This window comes from Lysinibacillus sp. FSL K6-0232 (assembly GCF_038008325.1).
In the GTDB taxonomy this organism is placed as follows: Bacteria; Bacillota; Bacilli; order Bacillales_A; family Planococcaceae; genus Lysinibacillus.
On record NZ_JBBOYW010000001.1, the window covers coordinates 1,427,487 to 1,451,357 of the forward strand.

Genomic DNA, 23,871 nt, shown 5'->3' on the forward strand with positions numbered 1-23,871 from the left:
ATGGTATAATAATAGGAGTCTATTGTTGAAAGGAGCCGGCATCATGATCATTTTATTATCTGCTGCCATTGCTCCCGGTCTAGCGCTTTTTAGTTATTTCTATTTGCGCAATCAGATGGCTACGGAGCCAAGAAAAACTTTATTTCAAACGTTTTTATACGGCGCATTTTTAACGTTCCCAATCATGTTCTTACAATATGTATTAACAGAGGAAGGGGTTTTTCCATATCTGTATCTTCAAGATGTGCTTTTCGCTAGTATCATTGAAGAATTTTTTAAATGGTTTATTTTATTAATCGCTATCTACAACCATGTGGAGTTCGATGACCCTTACGATGGTATTTTATATGGTACAAGTGTATCGCTTGGGTTTGCTACGGTTGAAAATATTCTTTACTTGCTATCATTTGGCTTGGATACGGCATTTATGCGTGCCTTATTACCTGTATCCAGTCATGCATTATTCGGTGTAGTAATGGGCTATTATTATGGACGTGCTAAATTTTCAAAGCTTGTAAAAACAAAAGAAATGATTGCAATGGCACTATGTGCACCCATTGTATTACACATTTTATACAATACAATATTATCATTCAAAGGTCACTGGGTTTATTTAATGATTCCGTTTATGGTGTTTTTATGGTGGTTTGGCTTGCGCAAGGTAAAGCTTGCACATCATCACCTTGTCCAACATTTGCATATGCATAAAAAAATTTAAAGCGTGGAAATCGTCAAAGATTTCCACGCTTTCTTGTTTTGAATTTTCATGTATAAAATGCTTCTTTTGCTTCAAGCTATCTAAAAAAGGAGTGATAAAAGTGCGTTTAGTCAGCATACTTTTTGCTTTGATAGTAGGAATTAGTATAATTGCGATTCCTCAAAATGATGCAATAGCTTTTAGTGACCAGCAAATTACGCGTGGTGCCTACGGAGATGATGTAATCGAATTGCAAGCAAGGCTACAATACTTAGGTTTTTATAAGAGTAAAATTGATGGCAAATTTGGCTATAACACATATTGGGCTTTGCGTAATTTCCAAGAAAAATATGGCCTACCTGTAGATGGCATTGCTGGTACAAAAACAAAGAAGGCGTTAGCAGGCTATTCTGATTACGATGAAAAATGGGTGAAGGCACAATTACAAGCAGGGAATCAGTTTACCTATTATGGAGGAAAGCCTCTCGATCAGCAAGTGAAAAAAGGCACTGGTGGCGGTAATAGTAGTGGTAGCAGCAATAACAATGGCACACAGACACAAGTTCCACCAAAATATACAGAGCGTGATTTACAATTAATGGCGAATGCTGTATATGGAGAAGCTCGGGGAGAGCCGTATGAGGGACAAGTAGCAGTAGCAGCGGTCATTTTAAATCGTTTAGAAAGCCCTGATTTCCCGAATACAATATCAGGTATTATATTCCAACCTTTAGCGTTTACAGCAGTAGCGGACGGTCAAATTTGGCTGGAACCAAATGAACGAGCGAAAGAAGCAGTGATTGATGCCATGAATGGCTGGGATCCTTCTGAAAATGCGCTTTATTATTTCAACCCAAAAACAGCAACAAGCAAATGGATTTGGTCACGTCCGCAAATTAAACAAATAGGAGAGCATATTTTCTGTTCATAAGAAAGGAGGAGTATTGATGAAAACATGGCTTGTGATTCTAACCGCTGCAGTAATTGGGTTAGGAGCGTACAGCATTGATTTACATGGCGATAAAGAAAATTTACAGCGTACCGTACTCGCACAATATACAGATAAGCTAACAGATGCATCTGAAAAGCTGTCCCATCTTCAGCGTGCGGTATCACAATCTTTACTGTTCCAAGATGAACAGGCAATTCATAGTGAGCTTGATTCAGTTTGGCGTTTAAGCTCAGAGGTTCGCTCTTCAATTGCCAATATTCCTATTGGGCAAGAGCTATCGAATGAATGGTTAAACTATTTAGGACGACTGGGCGATGAAGCAAAACGCACAGCAAAAACAGGTGATTATGCAGGTTGGCGTGAAAAAATGCCACAAATTTCAACGAATTTACAATCGCTATCAGATGAATGGACAGCAGCAACCGTTGATTTTTATAAAAATGATGGAAAAATGGATATTTGGGTGAAGCAAGTTGATCAGAAAAATCCAAATACTAATTTCGATACAGTAAAAGATACGTTAAAGGGCTATGGCGAGAAAGATTTCCCGCTAACATTAAGCGAATCAGATTATCAGAAAAAAATTGAGTTAAAAGCATTGCAGGATACAGTGATTACAGAAAAAGAAGCGGTTGAAAAAGTAAAATATTTATTCCCTACGATAAAAGATGCTACATTTACAGTGACAAAGAGCAGTGATACAGCACCATATCCTTTCTACCATATCCAATTCCATCAAGGAATTCGCTTAGGCTATGTTGATTTAACAGAAAAGGGTGGGCATTTATTGTCGTATTTGGTAGAGCGTCCTGTAGATGAGGCGAAGCTATCACAAGAGGAAATTTTGAAAAAAGCACAAGCATATGTGAAGAAGCTAGGCATGGAAGATGTGGCTTATGTAGAATCACGTGAAAATCATCAAGCATGGCATGTGACATTTGCGCGCGTTAATCCAAAAGATCAAGCACTTATCTATGCAGATGGTGTGCAATTAAAAGTTGCGAAAGATACAGGTGAGCTACTAGGAGCAAATGCGATGGAATATATTCAAGAAGAAAACATTAAACCGCAAACAGCTCAGCCAATTGACTGGAAAACGTTCTTCCAAGATGATGTGCATGTACAGGAAGTAAAAAATATTTATACAGATAATGGGCAATTTGAACAGCGGCTTTGCTATGAGGTGATTGCATTACGTGATGGTGCAACACAGGAAACATTCAGAATTGTTGTGGATGCAGAACACCATGATGTGTTAAAAGTAGAATATTTAACGTAAAAACAAGCAAATACTGCCAATTTTTATAGCCAAAATAAGTATAGCATGAGATAATAAGACCATATTTTTTGTACGGGGAGATGCTCATGGAAATAAAAATTGGTACACAATTACAGCTTGAACCAACTTATACAGATCGAGTAGAAAAATTCCGCTGTAAAGTGGTTGAACAACAGGAACATATTCTTTATATTGATTATCCAGTTAATATGGCAACAAAGAAAACGGCATTTTTAATTGATGGCTCAGAGTTTAGAGCGACCTTTCGTACCGAGGATAATCAAGCTTTTGCTTTTAATACAGAGGTGATTGGTCGTAAGGCAGGCACAATTCCAATGATTATGCTGCATTGTCCAAAGCCAGATGAGTTTGTGAAAATTCAACGGCGTGAGTATGTCCGTGTTGAAACACCAGTTGATGTAGCCATTCAGTTTAAAAATTATAAATATCAGCTTGTAACGGCAGATATTAGTGCTGGTGGGCTGGCACTTATTTTGAAAGGCGAAGTAGCTTTCAATGAGGGGGATGAGGTCGATCTAACTGTTGTACTTCCATTTGCCAATGGTGATGTGAAGTATGTGATGACAACAGCAGTAGTGGTGCGTATTTTTGAAAAAGATCATAAGCGCTTGGCGACAATTCAGCTAACAGATACAGATGATGTCGATCAGCAACATATTGTACGTTTTTGCTTTGAGCGCCAGCTAACAAATCGCCGCAAGGAGCTAGACCCATTTCATTCATAAGTTTTTTGGAAAGCCCTCTCTTGGCAGAGGGCTTTTTTGAGGTTATATGGTACAATATGAGGTGATAGAAAGCGGGGAAGAGAAAGTATGAAAAAAAATATTCAAATTGCTATAGACGGGCCTGCGGGTGCTGGTAAAAGCACAATTGCCAAGCTTGTTGCGGAGGCACTTGGCTTTACGTATATTGATACAGGAGCTATGTACCGAGCAGTGACGTATAAAGCGCTACAACAAAGCATACATTTAGATGATGAGGAAAAATTAGCTGATATGCTTGCAACAAGCACAATTGAATTAAAGCCCTCTCCACAGGGGCAGCTTGTTTTTTTAGATGGGCAAAATGTGTCAGCACAAATACGCTCAAATGAGGTAACTTCATCTGTGTCACAAGTAGCTGCTCATGCAAAGGTGCGAGCATTGTTAGTGGCACAACAGCAAAAGCTTGCAGCAAATGGTGGCGTGGTGATGGATGGCAGAGATATTGCTACACATGTATTAAAAGATGCCGAGTTAAAGATTTTTATGTCTGCGACGGTAGAGGAACGTGCAAGAAGACGTCTGATTGATAATCAAAAAAGAGGCATTGACTCCTCTCTCGATAAACTTCAAGAGGAAATTGCCCTGCGGGATAAAAAGGATAGTGAGCGTGCAGCATCGCCACTTATTCAAGCTGAGGATGCAATCTTTTTAGATACAACTGCATTATCCATTGATGAGGCAGCACAAGCTATTTTAAAATTAGCCAAAGAAAGAATGCTATAAAACCTAAAATTTCAGACATTTTTTGAATTTAAAGGATTTATTTTTGTCTTTGTCTGCAATATCGAATAAAATAGTAAGGGAAGATGCGAAGGAGGGTTACATATGTCTGAAGAAATGAATTATGCAGAACAAACATTTAACGAGGGTGATATCGTCAAAGGTATTGCAGAGCAAGTGGATGAAAAAGCAGTATCTGTGTCCATTCCAGGTGCACCGTTTGATGGTATTGTACCGATTAGTGAATTATCAAGCTTACACATTGAGAAAGCGTCTGATGTCATCTCTGTTGGGGATGAATTAGAATTGATGATTACAAAGGTTGAAGAAGAAAATTATGTACTATCCAAACGTAAAGTTGATGCATTAAAAGCATGGGATGCACTTGAACAACAATTTGCGGCTGAGGAAGTTTTCGAAGCGGAAGTAAAGGATATCGTTAAAGGCGGTCTTGTTGTAGATTTAGGTGTGCGTGGCTTTGTACCAGCATCACTTGTAGAAGACTATTTTGTTGACGACTTTGAAGACTATAAAGGCAAATCATTAAGCTTCAAAATTGTGGAGCTTGATAAAGACAAAAATCGCCTGATCTTATCTCATCGTGCTGTAGTGGAAGCAGAAAAGGCTTCTCAAAAGAAACAAGTTATTAATCAAATTCAAGCTGGCGATGTGTTGGATGGCAAAGTACAGCGTTTAGCATCATTTGGTGCGTTTATTGACCTTGGCGGTATTGATGGTCTTGTGCATATTTCACAAGTATCACATGAGCATGTAAGTGATGTGAGCGAGGTTTTATCAGAGGGACAAGAAGTAAAAGTAAAGGTGCTTTCTGTAGACCCGGAAAATGAGCGTATTTCATTATCCATTAAAGAAACGCTTCCTGGGCCTTGGTCAAATATTGAAGAACGTGCTGCCAAAGGTACTGTATTAGATGGCAAAGTAAAGCGTCTAACATCATTCGGTGCATTTGTAGAAGTATTCCCAGGGGTAGAAGGTTTAGTGCATATTTCGCAAATTGCACATAAGCATATTAATACACCGCATGAAGCATTAAAAGAGGGACAAGAGGTACAAGTAAAGGTGCTTGATATTAATGCTGAGGAAGGCCGTTTAGCGCTAAGCATTAAAGAATTACTTGAAAATCCCGAAGCTGAAGAAGTTGTCGACTATGAGCTACCTGAAGAAAATACAGGCTTCTCATTTGGCGATGTCATTGGTGACCAATTAAAAAACTTTAAATAAACAATGGTAGCGGGGATGCATAATCATGCGTCCTCGCTTTTTTGGGGTAACAGACGGATAGAACGCTTAAACTGACGGATAGAATCGTGCAAAAGATGGAAAGCTCTTAAGGAAGTTGCGAATTCTTATGATATAATGGCGTTTTTCGTGTATAATAGCGAAAGACAAGAAGTTGGAAGGATGAAGTACAGATGACGAAACCAGTAGTAGCCATCGTAGGTCGTCCGAACGTAGGTAAGTCAACGATTTTTAATCGTATCGTTGGAGAGCGTGTTTCGATTGTGGAGGATATTCCAGGCGTAACACGTGATCGTATTTATAGTTCGGCAGAGTGGTTAACACATGATTTTAATATTATTGATACAGGTGGCATTGAAATTGGGGATGAGCCGTTTTTAGAGCAAATTCGTCAACAAGCTGAAATTGCCATTGACGAAGCGGATGTTATTATTTTTATGACAAATGGTCGTGAAGGGGTAACAGCAGCGGATGAGCAAGTAGCGAAAATTTTATACAAAACGAAAAAGCCAGTTGTACTAGCTGTCAATAAAATTGATAATCCAGATATGCGTGAAATGATTTATGATTTTTATGCGCTTGGCTTTGGTGAGCCTTGGCCAATTTCTGGCTCGCACGGCTTAGGCTTAGGAGATTTATTGGACGAGTGTGCAAAGCATTTCCCAAAAGAAGATGAAGAGCAGTATGGCGATGATGTCATTAAGTTTTCTTTAATTGGTCGCCCGAATGTTGGGAAATCCTCTTTAGTGAATGCATTCTTAGGGCAAGAGCGTGTGATTGTTAGTAATATTGCTGGGACAACGCGTGATGCGATTGATACGCCGTATGAATATGATGGGCAGGAATATGTCATTATTGATACAGCAGGGATGCGTAAAAAAGGGAAAATCTATGAAACAACAGAGAAATATTCTGTGTTACGTGCTTTACGCGCTATTGAACGCTCAGATGTTGTGCTAGTTGTCCTCAATGCAGAGGAAGGTATTCAAGAGCAGGATAAAAAAATTGCAGGCTATGCACATGAGGCTGGTAAAGCAGTTGTAATTGTTGTGAATAAATGGGATGCCGTTGAAAAAGATGAAAAAACAATGAATGTCTTCACACAGCAAATTCGTGAGCATTTCCTATTTTTAGATTATGCGCCAATTATTTTTGTATCAGCAAATACAAAACAGCGTGTACACCAAATTTTACCGATTATTCAACGTGTAAGTGAAAATCATGCAATGCGTATTCAATCTTCTATTTTAAATGAAGTCATTGAGGATTCTGTAGCACGTAATCCTGCGCCAACAGATAAAGGTCGCCGTTTACGTATTTACTATGCTACACAGGTTGCGATTAAGCCACCAACATTTGTTGTTTTTGTCAATGAACCTGAGCTAATGCACTTCTCGTATGAGCGCTTCCTAGAAAATCGTATCCGTGAAACATTTGATTTTGAAGGAACGCCGATTCGTTTAATTACACGTGCTCGTGCATAAGGGAACAGCATACACATACAATACGCCAATCTGACAGTTTTGTTGGATGGCGTCTTTTTACAAAAAAGAGCAATTGTCAACAACCCAATAAGGGAGGATTTTCGGATGGAAAAAGTTTGTGTACTAGGAGCTGGCTCATGGGGAACAGCCCTTGCCATGGTACTAGCGGAAAATGGCCATGATACACTTGTATGGACACATCGAGCTGAGCAGGCAGAGGAAATCAATAGCCTGCATACAAATAAAAAATATTTACCAAATACAGTATTGCCCACAAATTTGCATGCGACAAATGATATAGCAAAGGCGGCTTCACATGCAACAACAATTGTTGTTGCTGTGCCAACAAAAGCGATTCGAGAGGTTTGTGAAAAATTAACAGCTGTATTAACACAAAAAGCATTATTTGTTCATGTATCAAAAGGGATTGAGCCTGATTCGTTAAAGCGAATTTCTGAAATCTTAGCAGAAAGCCTGCCAGCTAAGTATGTTGAGGACATTGTTGTACTATCAGGGCCAAGCCATGCAGAGGAAGTTGTATTACATCATCCAACAACGGTAACAGCAGCCTGTGCCAATATAGATGCTGCTGAAAAGATACAGGATTTATTTATGAATCAATTTTTCCGTGTCTACACAAATGAGGATGTCATTGGTGTAGAAATCGGGGGCGCTTTGAAAAATGTTATTGCTTTAGCAGCAGGGATTACAGATGGCTTGAACTATGGGGATAATGCAAAGGCGGCACTGATTACGCGAGGGCTTGCAGAAATTTCACGCTTAGGCGTAAAAATGGGCGGCAATCCATTTACATTCTCGGGACTTACAGGCATGGGAGATTTAATTGTAACATGTACAAGTGTACACTCTCGAAATTGGCGTGCAGGCAATATGCTTGGACAAGGCATGAAGCTACCAGAGGTGTTAGAGCAAATGGGAATGGTTGTAGAAGGTGTCCGTACCACAAAGGCAGCCTATCAATTAGCAGAAAAGTATGGAGTAGCAATGCCTATTTCAACAGAGCTGTATAGCGTTCTCTTTAATGATGTAGAGCCGAAAGTGGCTGTTGATGCGTTAATGATGCGCATGAAAAAACGAGAAATAGATGATATGAAGCATTAATATGTTATAGTAAGGCGTCCTAGCAAAGCTGCTAGGATGCCTTATTCTATGCTTATAGAGGATGCGCCTGAAAAGGTTGTCCATTTCTTGATAGTTATAGGGCAACTATTTCTTTTTCACAAAGGCACATAGTATAATGGATGTTGATTGTGTCTGGACATTGAAGGAAAGGTGGTTATCTGATTAATGGGTCCGTTAGCTCATATGCCTGCACTAGATGTAATGTGGGTGTCATTCTATTGTATTGGCTTTATGATTATATCCGTTGGGTTGATTTATTTAGGTCGACATAAAATTTCGAATGTATTTTTACGAACAATTGTCAATTTATGTGCATACATACTGTTTGGTCTTGGCACATTTTTAATGGTACTAGTAGTTGCCACATGGCCAGCATAAAAAATAATGAGGTGTTTAGTAACATGAAAAAATTAAGTGCTTTTCTGCTCGTATGTATAACGGCTATATTATTAGTTGGCTGTGCATATCCAGAAGACGAGAAACGAGCAAAGGTAACGCCTGATGTTGACCAACTTGCGGCTGTTCAGCGTGCCGTTGATGAATATCGCGAAGCAACTGGTGGGCTTGTGCCAATTAAAAACAGTGAAGTAGATACAGATATCTATATTAAATACTTAATCGATTTTGAAAAACTAATGCCAAAGTATTTAACACAGATTCCGGGAAATGCCTATGAAAAAGGTGGTATTTATCAATATATTATTTGGGACCCTGAAAATGCGGCAACAGTAAAACTAGTAGACTTAAATGCAGCAGAGCGTATACGTGAAATAGGGATTCGTAAGCTTTCTAAGCAATACTTGCCGATAGAAGGTGCAATAGCGGATAATGTTTTTCAAATCAATTACAAAGATTTAGGCTATAAAACAGATGTGACAGTGAAAAGCCCCTACTCTGGCGTCGAATTACCTATCTTTATGACAGGTGATGGTGAGCTGCATGTAGACTATGCGATAGATTTAGGGCAGCTTCTTCAAGAGGATAAGCCGGACGTAAAGCCAGGCGATGATATTCGCCAGCTCCTTGTTGAAAAATACCCTGTAGTGCCAGCCTATTCTGTGCCTTATACGGTCGATGATAATGGAGAGCCGATTTATGATATGGCTACCTATGAGGCAGATATGCAAAAGGCAAAAGAACGTCAACAACAAGAGGCAGCAGAGGCGGAAGCAGAAGCAAAGAAAAAATAACCAACGAGCTCCTTACCTTTGTAAGGGGCTTTTTCATATTTGCTGGCAAACTCGCATATAGTGAAAAAGCGTAGATAAAGGAGGCAGAAACCTTGAGTGAAGCAGTATTTAGAGAAATTGCAGAGCGCACAAATGGCGATGTTTATATTGGTGTTGTCGGTCCAGTACGTGTAGGTAAATCAACATTTGTAAAAAAGGTAATGGAATCGGTTGTATTACCAAATATTTTGGATGAAACGGAAAGAATGCGAGCACAAGATGAGTTGCCACAAAGTTCACCAGGGCCAGTCATTATGACTGCTGAGCCGAAGTTTGTGCCTGCCCAAGCAACTCGCATTGTGGTCGGTGAAGATGAAATGCCATTTCAAATTCGCTTGGCAGATTGTGTTGGCTATATTATTGATGGCACAAAGGGCTATGAGGATGAGAATGGGCCAAAATTTGTGCATACACCTTGGCATACAGAGCCTATTCCGTTCCAGGAGGCAGCTAAAATTGGTACAGATAAGGTGATTCGCGATCATGCCAATATTGGGATTGTTGTCACAACAGATGGCACTGTCAATGGTATTAGTCGCCGTGCCGCTGAAAGGGCAGAAGAAGAAATTGTGGAGCAGCTAAAAGAAATTGGCAAGCCATTTGTCATCTTGCTGAATTGTCAAATGCCGGCGAGGGAAGAAACGGTGCAGCTACGCAATGAATTATTTGAGCGTTATAATGTCCCTGTTATTGCTATTTCTATTGATCAAATGAGAGAGTCTGATATTCAATATATTTTGCAAGAGGCATTATTTGAATTTCCGATTCGCACAATTGAGGTGGAAAAACCCGATTGGCTAGATGTATTAGATGCCACACATCCATTGAATGTTGCGCTAATTGATTCAATGGAAGAAGTGCTATCTTCTGTCATGAAAATTCGAGATGTTCAACAAGCATCCGATGCCTTTAAGGCGATTGATTTTATCGATCAAAGTGAGGTAGTACATGTGGATGCTGGGGTGGGCACGGCTGTGATTCGTGTATCCTTACAGGGAGAATTATACAAATCGGTTTGTAATGAATGGCTGGAGGAGCCGATTGAAACGAAAAAAGATTGGCTGCTCTTTATTAAAGAGGCAGCGGAGGCAAAGGAAGCACAAAAACGCTTTAAAAATGCGATTCATGATGCCGATACAACAGGCTATGGTGTCACATTGCCGATGATGCAGGAGTTTGAGCCAACTGCACCAGAGCTTATTAAGCAAAATAATTTCTTTGGTGTACGTATGAAGGCAAAAGCGCCGTCCTATCATATTATTCGTGTAGATATGGAGTCGGAGTTTGCGCCATTAATCGGCTCTGAATTCCATAGTCAGCAGCTGCTAAAAGACTTAAATCATGCCTATTTACATGATCGTGATGCATTATGGAATACACAGCTTTTTGGCACACCATTACATGAAGTGCTAAAAGAGGGCATTCGTTATAAAATGGACGCAGTCCCGCCTACTGCGAAAAAACGTATGCGTCAAACAATTGAACGTATGGTTAATGAAGGTGATCGTGGATTGGTCACATTTATTTTATAGGGCTAACGCTCAAAAAAAGAGTACAGGGCTTTTCGTTTTTATGCGAAAAGTCCTGTTATTTTTGTTTTTTGGGTGAAAAATTGGTTTTTTGGTTATAATCATGTATGAATACAGTTGCGTAGCGGTTTCCTATGTGTTACTCTTTTTACAGAATTGGTTCATGACCCTTTGAGAGGAGGTGAATGGTGTGAATAAAACAGAATTAGTAAACTCTGTTGCTGAAGCTGCAGGTCTTTCTAAAAAAGACGCTTCTAAAGCAGTTGAAGCTGTATTTGATACAATTCAAGATGCTCTTGCAAAGGGTGACAAAGTACAATTAATTGGTTTTGGTAACTTTGAAGTACGTGAGCGTGCGGCTCGTAAAGGTCGTAACCCACAAACTGGTAAAGAAATCGAAATCGCTGCTAGCAAGGTGCCTGCTTTCAAACCAGGTAAGGCGCTTAAAGACGCGGTAAAATAATACACGTCGAGTAGTTACATAGAGCAGTCTTCATGTCAATTGCATGAGGGCTGCTCTTTTTAACTTAATAGTAAATTTACATAGAACATTTGCTAATTTGATCGTAAATTTTTTTGGAAATAAGTAAGTCATTTTGCGCTTGCCTTTTGGATGTGCTACGATGCATAAGGAAATGTGTAATGTTTTGATACGCAGGAGGGTTTTTGGATGTCGAATATTGATTTATTGAAAATAGAGGAAGCGGTAAAAATGATTTTAGAGGCGGTAGGTGAGGACGTTCATCGCGAAGGCTTATTGGATACACCGAAGCGTGTCGCAAAAATGTATGCGGAAATGTTTAGCGGGCTGCATGAGGATGCCAAAGATTATTTTAAAACGGTATTCCATGAGGATCATGAGGAATTAGTGCTTGTAAAGGATATTCCCTTTTATTCGATGTGTGAGCATCATTTAGTGCCTTTTTACGGTAAAGCACATGTTGCATACATACCAAATAACGGCGTTGTCGCTGGGCTTAGTAAGTTAGGTCGTGCTGTTGAAACGATTGCTCGTCGACCACAACTACAAGAGCGTATTACAGCTTCTGTGGCAGATACAATTATGGAAATGCTTGCGCCAAAGGGTGTTTATGTTGTGATTGAGGCAGAGCATATGTGTATGACGATGAGAGGGCTGAAAAAGCCGGGCTCTAAAACGGTAACATCTGTTGCGCGTGGTATTTACGAGGAAGATGCTATAAAACGTAGAGAAGTGCTGTCATTTATTCAAATGTCTTAAATTGTATGTCTAATTATGTTATGATGAACTAAGAATTTGTCGGATTTAAGGAGTGTACAAGAATGTCACAAGATTATATTGTTATTCAAGCAGAGGAAGATGGTGTACATGTTATTGGTTTAACACGTGGAACTGATACAAAATTTCACCATTCAGAAAAACTAGATACCGGCGAAGTAATGATAGCTCAATTTACAGAACATACATCTGCGATGAAAATTCGTGGGAAAGCGCAAATTCATACAGCACATGGTGTTATTCATAGTGAAGCAAAAAAATAATGGCTTTCGTTTATGCAGCATATGCGTCTAGTGACAGCTAATTTCGAAAAGGCTAGATGGAAAAAACGAAAGCTATGGTTTTATGGGCAGTTGGCATTTTCACATCCATTTATGGGAATGCTTTACTGCCTATCCTATTGTGAAGAAAGTAAAAATTTTTTATGTCGAATCGTTGCGTATGCTATAATGACTCAGTAAGCAAACGTTAAGCCTCTACGAAGGTGAACGTATTTGAAAGTGAAATGGAGTAAGGTCTATGAATGCAACATACATTCAAAATTCAATTACACAGTTAAAAACAGAGATTTTCATGGATGTTCGTCATAGAACTTTGCAAAAATACACAGGTGTGCCTGTGCTAGATGAAAATCAATTGTTTTATTTGTTAATCCCATTTTTGAATGGTGAGGAATGGCAACAAGAGCAACAGGAAGCTGCTGTTACGGTTGGTATTGTCTATGCAGCATTAGCAGCGCACGATCATATTAAAGAGCAAGATGCTACATCGAAGGAGCAGCAGCTAACGGTTTTGGCTGGAGATTTTTATAGTGGCCGTTACTATGAAATATTGGCGATGTCTGGAAATGTCGCATTAATTCGAAGCTTGTCGCAAGGAATTGTAGCACGCTGTGAACACCAGATAAAAGTATATGAAACACATCAACGAACAATCGAGCAATGGTACACCTCTATGAGCAATATTGAATCAGGCTTAATTGCTCAATTTTTCAATTTGTATGCTTTTCATGAATATATACCGCTTATTGAAAAAAGTTTATTAATTTTACGTTTGGAAAGAGAATGGATAGCTTATCAACATGGGCAAATGTCTTTAATGGGCAAGGCACTTGAGGAAAGTGTCCAGCAAATTGGCGCAAGCTTTGCAAGTGCCGTCCAAGAGAAAATTAGACAGTTAAAAACAGAGCTATCACAGCTGATTAATCATGCATCATTTTTACAAAGTGATGTGAAACAGGCTTTACGTGCACATGTAGAGGCATCCATTGCGTCTACTAACGGATAAGAGAGGTTTTTCAAAATGGCTAAAACAAAAGAAGAACATGTTCACGAAGTATTTGAAAGTATTTCGGACAACTACGATAAAATGAATGGTGTCATTAGCTTCCAGATGCATGTTGGCTGGCGTAACGATACGATGAAGCGCATGGCTGTAAAACCTGGAGCAAAGGCACTTGATGTATGCTGTGGAACAGCGGATTGGACAGTTGCATTAGCGGAGGCAGTTGGCGAAACGGGCGAGGTTAAGGGACTAGATTTTAGTAAAAATATGCTAAAGGTTGGCGAACAGAAAGTAAAGCCATATCCACAAATTGAGCTGGTTCATGGTAATGCGATGGAATTACCGTTTCCAGACAATACATTTGATTATGTCACAATTGGCTTTGGTCTTCGTAATGTACCAGATTATTTACAAGTTTTAAAGGAAATGCAGCGTGTCGTAAAGCCAGGTGGTATGGTTGTTTGCTTGGAAACATCTCAGTCAGAAATTCCGGGTTATCGTCAACTATTCCGTTTTTATTTTAAATTTATAATGCCGATATTTGGTAAAATATTTGCGAAAAGCTATAAGGAGTATTCTTGGCTACAGGAATCTGCAAATGATTTCCCAGGTATGAAGAAGTTAGCGGCATTGTTTGAGCAGGCAGGATTAGAAAAAGTAACGTACAAAGCATACAGTGGCGGGGCTGCGGCAATGCATATGGGCTTTAAAAAGGTACGTTAATGGGGGAAGGTTTTCACACGTGGAAAAGATGAAGTTAAAACTACTCTATTCCGATTTGAAATCAGATATCGATATCATTGAACGAGAGTTAGAACAAGCAGTGGACTCGTCTTCCTATTTGATCAACGATGCCTCTCTCCATTTACTACAAGCTGGTGGCAAACGGATACGACCAATTTTTGTGTTGCTAGGTGCGAAATTTGGCGAATATGATATTGAGAAGATGAAGGATGTAGCAGTGCCTTTAGAGCTTATTCATATGGCATCTCTTGTACACGATGATGTGATTGATGATTCCGATATGCGACGAGGACGCCCAACGGTCAAATCACAGTGGAATAATAGAGTAGCAATGTACACGGGCGATTTTATTTTTGCACGTGCTCTAGAATATATTACAAAGCTAGAAGACCCACTTGTACATCAAATTTTAGCACGTACAATGGTAGAGATTTGTAACGGTGAAGTCATTCAAATTGAGGATAAATTTAGACTAGATCAAGGTTTAAAAGATTATTTTAGAAGAATTAAACGTAAAACAGCATTGCTTATTTCCTCTAGCTGTGAGCTAGGTGCTGTAGCGGCAGGTGTAGATGCAAAAACAGTACGCCATTTAAAACGCTTCGGCTACTTTGTTGGCATGAGCTTCCAAATCATCGACGATGTGTTAGATATAATGGCAACAGATAAGGAATTAGGAAAGCCAGCAGGTAGTGATTTATTGCAGGGCAATATTACCTTACCGATATTATTGTTGAAAGATGATCCAGAGCTGCAACCATACTTAGTAAAGGTGTTTGCAGGTACATTAACAGAATCGGAACGTCAAAATATGCTGCAATATGTGCGTAAATCTCCTGCGATTGAGCAAGCTAATCGTATGAGTGATAAATACTTAAAAAAGGCTTTACAGGAAATAGAGGCTTTACCAAAACATCCCGTTAAGAAAAAACTGCGTGATGTTGCATTGTTTATGGGTAAGCGCAAATTCTAGCTTTTTGTTGTACAAAGGCTCATTTTTTGTTAATATTTATCGGTAGGTGTAAAACCTGTTAGACGAACTTAAGGAGTGTTTTAAACATGGCAATTGAAAAAACTTTTTTAATGGTTAAGCCAGATGGCGTTGAGCGTCAAGTAATCGGAGATATCGTTGATCGTTTCGAACGTCGCGGTTTTATCATGAAAGGTGCTAAATTAATGGTAATTCCAAAAGAATTAGCAGAAAAGCACTATGCTGAGCATGCTGAGCGTCCATTCTTTGGTGAATTAGTTGACTTCATCACTTCTGGTCCTGTATTCGCTATGGTATGGGAAGGCGAAAATATCATTAAACTTGCTCGTACAATGATGGGTGCAACAAAACCTGAAGAATCTAACCCAGGTACAATCCGTGGTGACTATGCAACAACTGTTTCTCACAACATCATCCACGGTTCTGACTCTCTTGCTTCTGCAGAGCGCGAAATCGGCTTATTCTTCGGTGAAGATTTAGTTTAATTTGTGAATAGATAAAGCAATCTCACAATATTGGGATTGCTTTTTTTATTGTCCAAAAAAACGATGGAATCTATTGCTAGATACATAAAGAATTGTTAAAAACTTCTGTATCATGTACAATAAATGCTATAATATTCTGATAATTAAATAAGGAATATATCGTTAGCCTTCTCAATAAACTGTGAAGGATGATCAAAGAAAAGGGGTATGTAAATGAGGGAAGTGGTGATTGTTGCAGCAGTTCGAACAGCCGTCGGTCGTAGTAGGGGGGCACTGAGTCATGTTCGAGCAGATGATTTAGCAGCGGATGTACTGCAGGAGGCGATACAGCGAGCAGGCATCGACAAGGCACAGGTAGACGATGTCATTTTAGGCTGTGTGACGCAAACCGCTGAACAAGGTGCGAATATTGCACGTACAGCCTTGTTAATGGCAGGTTTTCCTGACAGTGTGCCTGGAGTAACGATTGATCGTCAATGTGGCTCTAGCCAACAGGCTGTTCACTTTGCAGCACAGGCAATTTTAGCGGGGGATATGGATATTGTGATTGCAGGTGGCGTAGAAAGTATGACAAGGGTGCCGATGGGCGCTAATATGGAAAATGCCCATAAAGGTAAACGCTTACAAGAAAATTATACAATTATCCATCAAGGGCTATCAGCAGAGAAAATCGCTGCAAAATGGTCTTTATCGAAAGAGCAGTTGAATCACTATGCCTATCAAAGCCATCAGCGGGCAATTGCTGCCATTGAAGCAGGTCGTTTCCAAGAAGAAATATTACCTATTCAAATACCGCAGGAGGATGGCTCTATGGCAACATTTGCAGTGGATGAGGGTCCGCGCGCAGAAACAACCGTCGATATTTTAAATGGCTTAAAAACGGTGTTTCAGGAGGATGGCGTTATTACAGCAGGAAATGCAAGCCAAATGAGTGACGGGGCATCCGCTGTTGTTGTGATGTCTTTGGACAAGGCACAGGAGCTTGGCATTCGTCCATTGGCTAAAATTAACACAAGGGTTGTTGTAGGCTCTGACCCAACATTAATGCTAACAGGACCAATTGAGGCGACGAGAAAGGCGTTGGAACGAGCAGGCCTTGCAATCGAGGACATTGATACGTATGAGGTCAATGAAGCCTTTGCACCTGTGCCGCTCGTCTGGCTGCATGAAATTGGTGGCGACCCTGAGAAGCTTAATCCAGATGGGGGAGCGATTGCACTAGGGCATCCATTAGGCGCAACAGGGACAAAGCTGCTAACAACGATGCTTTACCGGATGGAGCGGGAAAATTATTGCTATGGCTTACTGGCTATTTGCGAAGGTATGGGGATGGCCAATGCCACGATTATTGAAAAAATGTAAAAGGGGTTATGTTGGATGGAGAACCATGAAATAGTAGCGGTCGTAACGGGTGGTGCATCAGGGTTAGGGGAGGCGACCGTTCGCCATATTGTTGGACAAGGCGGCAAAGCGATTATTTTTGATGTGAATGATGAGCGTGGAGAGGCACTTGTAATGGAGCTGGGGGAAAATGCTCTTTATGCGCGAGTAGATGTGACGAAAGAAGAGGATGTAGCAGCAGGTCTTGAGCAAGCGATTGCCTCTTTTGGCAAGGTGAATGTTGCAGTTAACTGTGCAGGCATTGCGGATGCTAGTAAGGTGCTGTCAAAGCGTGGCGTTCATGCGCTTGGTCTATTTGAAAAAATTATAGCTGTGAATTTAGTAGGTACATTTAATGTGATTCGTTTAGCGGCAGAAAAAATGCAGCATAATGAGCCAAATGAAGATGGGCAGCGTGGCGTTATTATTAACACAGCGTCTGTCGCTGCATTTGATGGGCAAATTGGACAAGCAGCCTATAGTGCTTCAAAGGGTGGTGTAGCTGCGATGACATTGCCAATTGCACGGGAGCTTGCGGCTATTGGTGTGCGTGTAATGACGATTGCACCAGGCTTAATTGAAACGCCAATGTTTGCAACATTACCAGAGCCTGCAAGAGTAGCCCTTGCGCAAATGACACCATTTCCTAAACGTCTTGGTAAGCCAGCGGAGTATGCGCTATTAGTTGATAGTATTATTCGAAATGGCTTGTTAAATGGGGAGGTGATTCGCCTAGATGGAGCTATTCGTATGCAGCCAAAATAAGTAGAAGCTAGTGGATTTGTAGTAGCTGTTGAGCTTGATTATTTCAAAAATTTGTCTACGAAGGGGAGCGTTATAATGCATATGATGGATACACCTTTATTATTAACAAGTTTTTTGAATCGTGCGGAGAGATTTTTTCATGCTAAGAAAATTTATTCACGAACAAGTGCTACAACCATTCATGAGTTTACATATAAAGAGTATGTAAAACGAACTCGTCGATTAGCAGATGCGCTAACAAAGCTGGGCATGGAGCGTGGGATGAAGGTAGGGACATTTGCTTGGAATCATCATCGTCATTTGGAAGCCTATTTTGCCGTGCCTTGTGCAGGAGCGGTGCTGCATATGATTAATATTCGGCTAGCGCCTGAGCATATTGCTTATGTAATTAATCATGCAGAGGATGAAATTTTATTGATTGATGATAATTTAGTGCCACTTATTGCACCAATTGTGCCGCAGCTTACAACAGTCAAGCATTTTATTATTATGGGAGATGCTGTAGATGTGGCATCATTACCAATTCCAAATGCACTGTCCTATGAAGCGCTGTTAGCAGATGCCGATGAGCATTTTACATTCCCAGAGGATTTAGATGAAAATGCACCTGCTGGGATGTGTTATACAAGTGCCACGACTGGTATGCCAAAGGGTGTTGTTTATACGCATCGCAGTATTGTGCTCCATAGCTTAGCAGCGGGGCTTGCAGATAGTATTGCTATTCGCGAATCAGATGTTGTCCTACCAGTTGTACCAATGTTCCATGCTAATGCATGGGGCATGCCATTTGCAAGTGTTGGCTTTGGTGCGACACAAGTATTGCCGGGACCGCTGTTTACACCACAGCTTTTATTGGAATTATTTGAAGTATATAAAGTAACGCTAACAGCAGGCGTGCCAACCATTTGGCTTGGTGTTTTACAGGAGCAACGTCAAAACCCTCGCGATTTATCATCCATGAGATTAATTGTTTGTGGTGGCTCTGCCTCACCAATCGGGCTTGTACGTGGCTTTGAGGAAGAGCTTAATATTCCTTATATGACAGGCTATGGGATGACAGAAACATCGCCGCTTGTCAGTCTATCCACCTATTTAACGCATATGGAGGACTATAGTGCTGATGAAAAAATGAATGTTCGAATTACCCAAGGGATGACAATGCCGCTGATTGAAACACGGATTATCAATGAAAATGGTGAAGTGCCATGGGATGGCAAAACAATGGGAGAACTGACGATTCGAGGCCCATGGATTGCCAATGAATACTACCGTGATGAGCGTACGGAGGAAGCCTTTAAGGATGGCTGGCTTTATACGGGAGATATTGCGGTGATGACGTCTGATGGCTATATTAAAATTACCGATCGTACAAAGGATTTAATTAAGAGCGGTGGGGAATGGATTTCCTCTGTAGACCTTGAGAATGCGTTAATGTCGCATCCAAAAGTATTTGAGGCTGCTGTAATTGCTATTCCACATGAAAAATGGCTTGAACGACCATTAGCCTGTGTAGTGCCAAAGCCTGAATATAAGGATGCCATTTCCAAGGAGGAGCTGCTAGAAAGCTTACAAGCACAGTTCCATAAAACATGGATTCCAGATGATATTGTATTTATTGATGAGGTACCGAAAACATCTGTAGGGAAGTTTTTAAAGGCAAAATTACGAGAAGAATTAAAAGATTATCAAGTACAAGTTTAATGAGGCGCTTAATTCGAAAGAGTGGATGCTCCATCTAAGAAAAAACTGCTCCATATAATGCGATGAAGGTGGTGACAGGCTACCTTCATTTTTTTATGCACATAAATTCCAGAAAAGTGAAACGATTTAGTTGATTTTGCTGTATAATTTTAAGTAACGAAAGGATGTGAACGGATTGTCAATTGCTATTGTAGCGATTATTGGTGGTGTTATTATTTCCTTAGCTGGTATTTTTACAGACGCACATACAAGACAGCAAAAAATTAAGCTAAAGGCAATCGAGAAAGAGCTTGAGCTAGAACAGCTTCGATTAGAAACATATACAATGGAAACTGAAAAAATGCGTCTGGAATTAGAGCAGTCGAAAGTGTTACTATTAGAGGAAAAACAAAACACACAGAAGTAACTAATGATACATGAGAAAGACTATTTCAGGATTGGCTCTTTTCCGCTATAATGGAAATACGATGCTAGAGGGGAAGATGACTGTATGTCTGATTATGAACAATTTATAGAAGGTATTAAGCGCAAAACAGGAATTGATTTAGCGTTATACAAAGAAGCGCAAATGAAAAGACGATTAACCTCTCTTTATGAGAAAAAGGGCTATCGTAATTTTGTGGACTTTCTAAAGGCACTTGAACAAGATCGTGATTTAATGAATGAGTTTTTAGATCGCATGACGATTAATGTTTCCGAATTTTATCGTAATGGTAAGCGTTGGGAAGTATTGCAAAAGAAAATATTTCCGAAATTACTACAAACAAATAAACGTTTGAAAATTTGGAGTGCTGCTTGTTCAACAGGAGAAGAGCCTTATTCATTAGTCATGGTATTATCTCAATTAGTACCTTTATCGCAAATTCAAGTTATCGCCACTGATTTGGATGAAAATGTTATTCAAAAGGCAAAACTAGGAGTTTATCCTGAACGCTCTTTAGCAGAAGTGCCACAAGATATTAAAGCCAAGTATTTTGAACAAGAAGGCTCCTTCTATCGTGTAAAGGATGAAATTAAGCGATGTGTAACCTTTAAAAAGCATAATTTATTAAAGGATTCCTATGATAGCAATTATGATTTAATTGTTTGTCGCAATGTTATGATTTACTTTACAGAGGAAGCGAAAGATCAGATTTATAACGATTTTAGTAAAGCTTTACGCAAGGATGGTATTTTATTTGTTGGATCAACAGAGCAAATTTTTAATCCAGCTCGTTATGAATTTGAGGTAGAGGATACATTCTTCTATCGAAAAAAATAATTAATAATATGAATGAAAAGCATTTGTATGAATGACATCTTAGCTGTTATCTACATACATGAAAGCAAAGCATTGGATAGAGATAATTGATACGCTTTCGCTTACTATAAGCAAAGGCGTATTTTTTATCATAAATCGTTCAGAATATTCACATTTAAGGAATAGTTAATAAGGCGAATGTCTAAAAGCATTGGCAAAAGGACTGTTTTTTTAAAGAATATATGTTATAGTGAAAAATACATACTTTAGCGAGTTGAAGGGAGAAAGTGTTTTATGCGTTACTTAACAGCAGGTGAGTCACATGGACCCCAATTAACAACAATTATTGAGGGGCTACCATCACTCTTACCAATTACAGCAGAAAAAATTAATCATGATTTAAAACGACGTCAAGGAGGTCATGGACGTGGACGTCGCATGCAAATTGAAACAGATACAGTAGAGATTGTTGCAGGCGTACGTCATGGACAAACACTTGGTTCTCCTGTAGCACTAGTTGTCACAAATGATGACTGGAAGCATTGGACAAAAATTATGGGTGCTGAGCCGTTAGCAGATGATGTGAATCCAGAGGAGATTAAACGTCAAATTTCACGACCACGACCAGGTCATGCGGATTTAGTAGGTGGTATGAAATATGGTCATCGTGATTTACGCAATGTTTTGGAGCGTTCTTCAGCCCGTGAAACAACTGTACGTGTAGCAGTGGGCTCTGTGGCAAAGGCATTATTAAATGAATTAGGGATTTCCATTGTGGCACATGTTACAGAAATTGTAGGGATTAAAGCTGATACTTCCTTGGTAGAAGGGAAATCTGCAGATGAAATTCGTGCCATTGTAGAAGCTGACCCATGCTATTGTGTGGACCCAGAGGCATCAGCCAAAATGGTAGAGGCAATTGATGAAGCGAAAAAAGCTGGCGATTCCATTGGTGGCGTTGTGGAGGTTATCATTGAAGGAGTGCCAGCAGGTGTAGGTTCTTATGTTCATTATGATCGTAAGCTGGATGCTAAATTAGCGGCTGCTATGCTATCCATTAATGCATTTAAAGGTGTAGAATTTGGCATTGGCTTTGAAATGGCACGTCGTAAAGGCTCTGAGGTGCATGATGAAATTATTTGGTCTGAAGAAGAGGGCTATACACGTGTGACCAATCGACTTGGTGGCTTAGAGGGCGGAATGTCTACTGGTATGCCAATTGTTGTACGTGGTGTAATGAAGCCAATTCCTACTTTATATAAACCATTACAAAGTGTGGATATTGATACAAAAGAGCCATTTAAAGCAAGCGTTGAACGCTCTGATAGCTGTGCAGTACCAGCAGCATCTATTGTAGCCGAGCATGTTATTGCCTGGGAAATAGCTAATGCAATTTTAGAGCAATTCCATAGTGACCAACTACCACAACTAAAAGCTCAAATTGATGAACATCGACAATATACAAAGGGGTTCTAATGTATGCGTGTACCAGTTGCAACAAAATCACATCATTATGAGGTTGTATTAGGTCATCAGTTTTTAACAGAAGCTATACAAGGATTTGCACATAAGCTAGAAAAAGCAGATAAGCTGATTGTACTGACAGATGCTAATGTGTGGGCAGCACAAGGTGAATATTTCACCTCAAATTTCCCATATGATTTTGAAGTTTTTATATTGCCTGGTGGTGAGGCATGTAAAACATTTGAGCAATATAATGCTGCACAAACATTTTTATTGGAGCAAAAATGCTCACGCAAATCATTTGTTTTTGCCTTTGGCGGAGGAGCTGTCGGCGATTTAACAGGCTTTGTGGCAGCTACCTATATGCGCGGCATTCCATTTATTCAAATTCCAACAACGATTTTAGCGCATGATTCGGCAGTTGGTGGTAAAACAGCCATTAATCATCCATTAGGAAAAAATATGATTGGTGCATTTTATCAGCCTGAAGGTGTTATTTATGATACAGCCTTTTTAGCAAGTTTATCCGAACGTGAAATACGTTCAGGAACAGCAGAATTAATAAAGCATGCGATGATTTCTGATCGCGACTGGCTAGAGAAGCTAATGGCAGCAGATTCGGTGCTTCATTTTAATCAGCATGAATTAGCCGAACAGCTTAAGAAAGGCATTGAAGTGAAGGCACATATTGTTGCTGAGGATGAAACAGAGCAATCTGTACGTAAATTTTTAAACTTAGGTCATACATATGGACATGCCATTGAGGCTGCTGCTGGCTATGGAAAGGTAGCACATGGTGAGGCTGTTATGATTGGGCTTGTCTATTGTTTATTACTAAGCGAACAATACGGCAAGCTAGATCGTGCATTTACCACAGCCTTTTTACAGTTTGCTATCAAAAATGGCTATCCTTTTGAGGCTGTTGCTGAGTATTCATTTGAACAATTAACAACTTATTTGTTGAAGGATAAAAAGACAGAATATGGTATTTTGCAATTTGTATTATTAGAGGACATCGGCAAACCTTTTGTACAAGCTATTGATTTAGCACAATGTCAAGAGGTCGATGCAGAGTATAGAAAGCTATTAGCGGAGGTGCTTGTATGATTCGTGGACTTAGAGGAGCGATAACAATTGAATCTGACAAGCCAGAGCTTGTATGGGATGAAACAGCGCGATTAGTGCGTGAGGTTGTAGCAGTCAATGATGTGGAAATCGATGATATTGCATCGATTGTAATTTCTGCAACACCTGATATTACTTCAGCATTTCCTGCACGTGCAGTACGTTTGATGGAGGGCTGGCAATATGTGCCTGTGATGTGTACACATGAAATGGATGTACCCAATGCATTGCCATTATGTATTCGTGTATTAATTCATGCAAATGTAGAAGTAGCACAGAAAGATGTTAAGCATGTGTATCTTAATGATGCAGTGAAATTAAGACCAGATTTAGCGCAGGCGAAATAAGTAGAGGAG

At 39.8% G+C, this 23,871-nt stretch carries 26 protein-coding genes; all 26 read left to right on the forward strand.

All coding sequences use genetic code 11. The features are described from left to right. The first annotated feature begins 43 nt into the window (after window positions 1-43). The 26 genes from prsW (at window position 44) to aroH (ending at window position 23,862) form a co-directional block, all read left to right on the forward strand. Window positions 44-718 carry a glutamic-type intramembrane protease PrsW gene (gene prsW / locus MHB42_RS06785; RefSeq protein WP_340805190.1) on the forward strand — a complete coding sequence of 225 codons (675 nt, stop codon included), beginning with the start codon at window positions 44-46 and terminating at the stop codon, window positions 716-718. Between the two features lie 100 nt (window positions 719-818). Further along, window positions 819-1,628 carry a spore cortex-lytic enzyme gene (sleB, locus tag MHB42_RS06790; RefSeq protein WP_340805191.1) on the forward strand — a complete coding sequence of 270 codons (810 nt, stop codon included), beginning with the start codon at window positions 819-821 and terminating at the stop codon, window positions 1,626-1,628. 16 nt (window positions 1,629-1,644) lie between these two features. Continuing rightward, on the forward strand, window positions 1,645-2,928 hold the full coding sequence (locus MHB42_RS06795; RefSeq protein ID WP_340805192.1) for a PepSY1/2 domain-containing protein: 1,284 nt from the start codon (window positions 1,645-1,647) through the stop codon (window positions 2,926-2,928). Between the two features lie 86 nt (window positions 2,929-3,014). Continuing rightward, window positions 3,015-3,674, forward strand: coding sequence for a flagellar brake protein (locus MHB42_RS06800; protein WP_340805193.1), 660 nt, complete (start codon window positions 3,015-3,017; stop codon window positions 3,672-3,674). 87 nt (window positions 3,675-3,761) lie between these two features. After that, the gene (gene cmk / locus MHB42_RS06805) at window positions 3,762-4,436 is read left to right on the forward strand and encodes a (d)CMP kinase (RefSeq protein WP_340805194.1); all 675 of its coding nucleotides are present in this window, start codon (window positions 3,762-3,764) and stop codon (window positions 4,434-4,436) included. 102 nt (window positions 4,437-4,538) lie between these two features. Then, on the forward strand, window positions 4,539-5,675 hold the full coding sequence (gene rpsA, locus MHB42_RS06810) for a 30S ribosomal protein S1 (RefSeq protein WP_340805195.1): 1,137 nt from the start codon (window positions 4,539-4,541) through the stop codon (window positions 5,673-5,675). A 191-nt stretch (window positions 5,676-5,866) separates the two neighbouring features. Further along, window positions 5,867-7,177 carry a ribosome biogenesis GTPase Der gene (gene der, locus MHB42_RS06815; RefSeq protein WP_340805196.1) on the forward strand — a complete coding sequence of 437 codons (1,311 nt, stop codon included), beginning with the start codon at window positions 5,867-5,869 and terminating at the stop codon, window positions 7,175-7,177. Between the two features lie 105 nt (window positions 7,178-7,282). Beyond that, window positions 7,283-8,299 carry an NAD(P)H-dependent glycerol-3-phosphate dehydrogenase gene (locus MHB42_RS06820; RefSeq protein WP_340805197.1) on the forward strand — a complete coding sequence of 339 codons (1,017 nt, stop codon included), beginning with the start codon at window positions 7,283-7,285 and terminating at the stop codon, window positions 8,297-8,299. Window positions 8,300-8,485: 186 nt separating this feature from the next. Continuing rightward, window positions 8,486-8,698: a DUF2768 domain-containing protein gene (locus MHB42_RS06825; RefSeq protein ID WP_340805198.1), complete on the forward strand. Its 213-nt coding sequence runs from the start codon at window positions 8,486-8,488 to the stop codon at window positions 8,696-8,698. Window positions 8,699-8,721: 23 nt separating this feature from the next. Beyond that, window positions 8,722-9,510 (forward strand): hypothetical protein, encoded by a 789-nt coding sequence (locus tag MHB42_RS06830; RefSeq protein ID WP_340805199.1) that lies wholly within the window; start codon window positions 8,722-8,724, stop codon window positions 9,508-9,510. Between the two features lie 92 nt (window positions 9,511-9,602). After that, the gene (gene spoIVA / locus MHB42_RS06835; RefSeq protein ID WP_340805200.1) at window positions 9,603-11,081 is read left to right on the forward strand and encodes a stage IV sporulation protein A; all 1,479 of its coding nucleotides are present in this window, start codon (window positions 9,603-9,605) and stop codon (window positions 11,079-11,081) included. 187 nt (window positions 11,082-11,268) lie between these two features. Further along, the gene (locus MHB42_RS06840) at window positions 11,269-11,541 is read left to right on the forward strand and encodes an HU family DNA-binding protein (RefSeq protein WP_004232618.1); all 273 of its coding nucleotides are present in this window, start codon (window positions 11,269-11,271) and stop codon (window positions 11,539-11,541) included. 207 nt (window positions 11,542-11,748) lie between these two features. Then, window positions 11,749-12,318: a GTP cyclohydrolase I FolE gene (folE, locus tag MHB42_RS06845; RefSeq protein ID WP_340805201.1), complete on the forward strand. Its 570-nt coding sequence runs from the start codon at window positions 11,749-11,751 to the stop codon at window positions 12,316-12,318. 62 nt (window positions 12,319-12,380) lie between these two features. Then, window positions 12,381-12,599 (forward strand): trp RNA-binding attenuation protein MtrB, encoded by a 219-nt coding sequence (mtrB, locus tag MHB42_RS06850; RefSeq protein WP_340805202.1) that lies wholly within the window; start codon window positions 12,381-12,383, stop codon window positions 12,597-12,599. Window positions 12,600-12,855: 256 nt separating this feature from the next. After that, the gene (locus MHB42_RS06855) at window positions 12,856-13,623 is read left to right on the forward strand and encodes a heptaprenyl diphosphate synthase component 1 (protein ID WP_340805203.1); all 768 of its coding nucleotides are present in this window, start codon (window positions 12,856-12,858) and stop codon (window positions 13,621-13,623) included. A gap of 15 nt (window positions 13,624-13,638) precedes the next feature. Next, complete coding sequence (locus MHB42_RS06860; protein WP_340805204.1) at window positions 13,639-14,343, forward strand: demethylmenaquinone methyltransferase; 705 nt, start codon at window positions 13,639-13,641, stop codon at window positions 14,341-14,343. Between the two features lie 19 nt (window positions 14,344-14,362). Further along, window positions 14,363-15,337: a heptaprenyl diphosphate synthase component II gene (gene hepT, locus MHB42_RS06865; protein ID WP_340805205.1), complete on the forward strand. Its 975-nt coding sequence runs from the start codon at window positions 14,363-14,365 to the stop codon at window positions 15,335-15,337. Window positions 15,338-15,423: 86 nt separating this feature from the next. Continuing rightward, window positions 15,424-15,840 carry a nucleoside-diphosphate kinase gene (gene ndk / locus MHB42_RS06870; RefSeq protein ID WP_340805206.1) on the forward strand — a complete coding sequence of 139 codons (417 nt, stop codon included), beginning with the start codon at window positions 15,424-15,426 and terminating at the stop codon, window positions 15,838-15,840. Between the two features lie 213 nt (window positions 15,841-16,053). Continuing rightward, complete coding sequence (locus MHB42_RS06875; protein ID WP_340805207.1) at window positions 16,054-17,202, forward strand: thiolase family protein; 1,149 nt, start codon at window positions 16,054-16,056, stop codon at window positions 17,200-17,202. A 15-nt stretch (window positions 17,203-17,217) separates the two neighbouring features. Next, window positions 17,218-17,985, forward strand: coding sequence for a 3-hydroxyacyl-CoA dehydrogenase (locus MHB42_RS06880; protein ID WP_340805208.1), 768 nt, complete (start codon window positions 17,218-17,220; stop codon window positions 17,983-17,985). A gap of 75 nt (window positions 17,986-18,060) precedes the next feature. Beyond that, window positions 18,061-19,686, forward strand: coding sequence for a long-chain fatty acid--CoA ligase (locus tag MHB42_RS06885; RefSeq protein WP_340805209.1), 1,626 nt, complete (start codon window positions 18,061-18,063; stop codon window positions 19,684-19,686). A 175-nt stretch (window positions 19,687-19,861) separates the two neighbouring features. Continuing rightward, window positions 19,862-20,092: a hypothetical protein gene (locus MHB42_RS06890; RefSeq protein WP_340805210.1), complete on the forward strand. Its 231-nt coding sequence runs from the start codon at window positions 19,862-19,864 to the stop codon at window positions 20,090-20,092. A gap of 84 nt (window positions 20,093-20,176) precedes the next feature. Next, a complete protein-coding gene (locus MHB42_RS06895; RefSeq protein WP_340805211.1) occupies window positions 20,177-20,947 on the forward strand; it encodes a CheR family methyltransferase in 771 nt (256 codons plus the stop codon). A gap of 273 nt (window positions 20,948-21,220) precedes the next feature. Then, a complete protein-coding gene (aroC, locus tag MHB42_RS06900) occupies window positions 21,221-22,402 on the forward strand; it encodes a chorismate synthase (RefSeq protein WP_340805212.1) in 1,182 nt (393 codons plus the stop codon). A 3-nt stretch (window positions 22,403-22,405) separates the two neighbouring features. Beyond that, on the forward strand, window positions 22,406-23,497 hold the full coding sequence (gene aroB, locus MHB42_RS06905) for a 3-dehydroquinate synthase (RefSeq protein ID WP_340805213.1): 1,092 nt from the start codon (window positions 22,406-22,408) through the stop codon (window positions 23,495-23,497). After that, window positions 23,494-23,862 carry a chorismate mutase gene (gene aroH, locus MHB42_RS06910; protein WP_340805214.1) on the forward strand — a complete coding sequence of 123 codons (369 nt, stop codon included), beginning with the start codon at window positions 23,494-23,496 and terminating at the stop codon, window positions 23,860-23,862. Before aroB ends, aroH begins: the two co-directional genes overlap by 4 nt. Window positions 23,863-23,871: the final 9 nt, after the last annotated feature.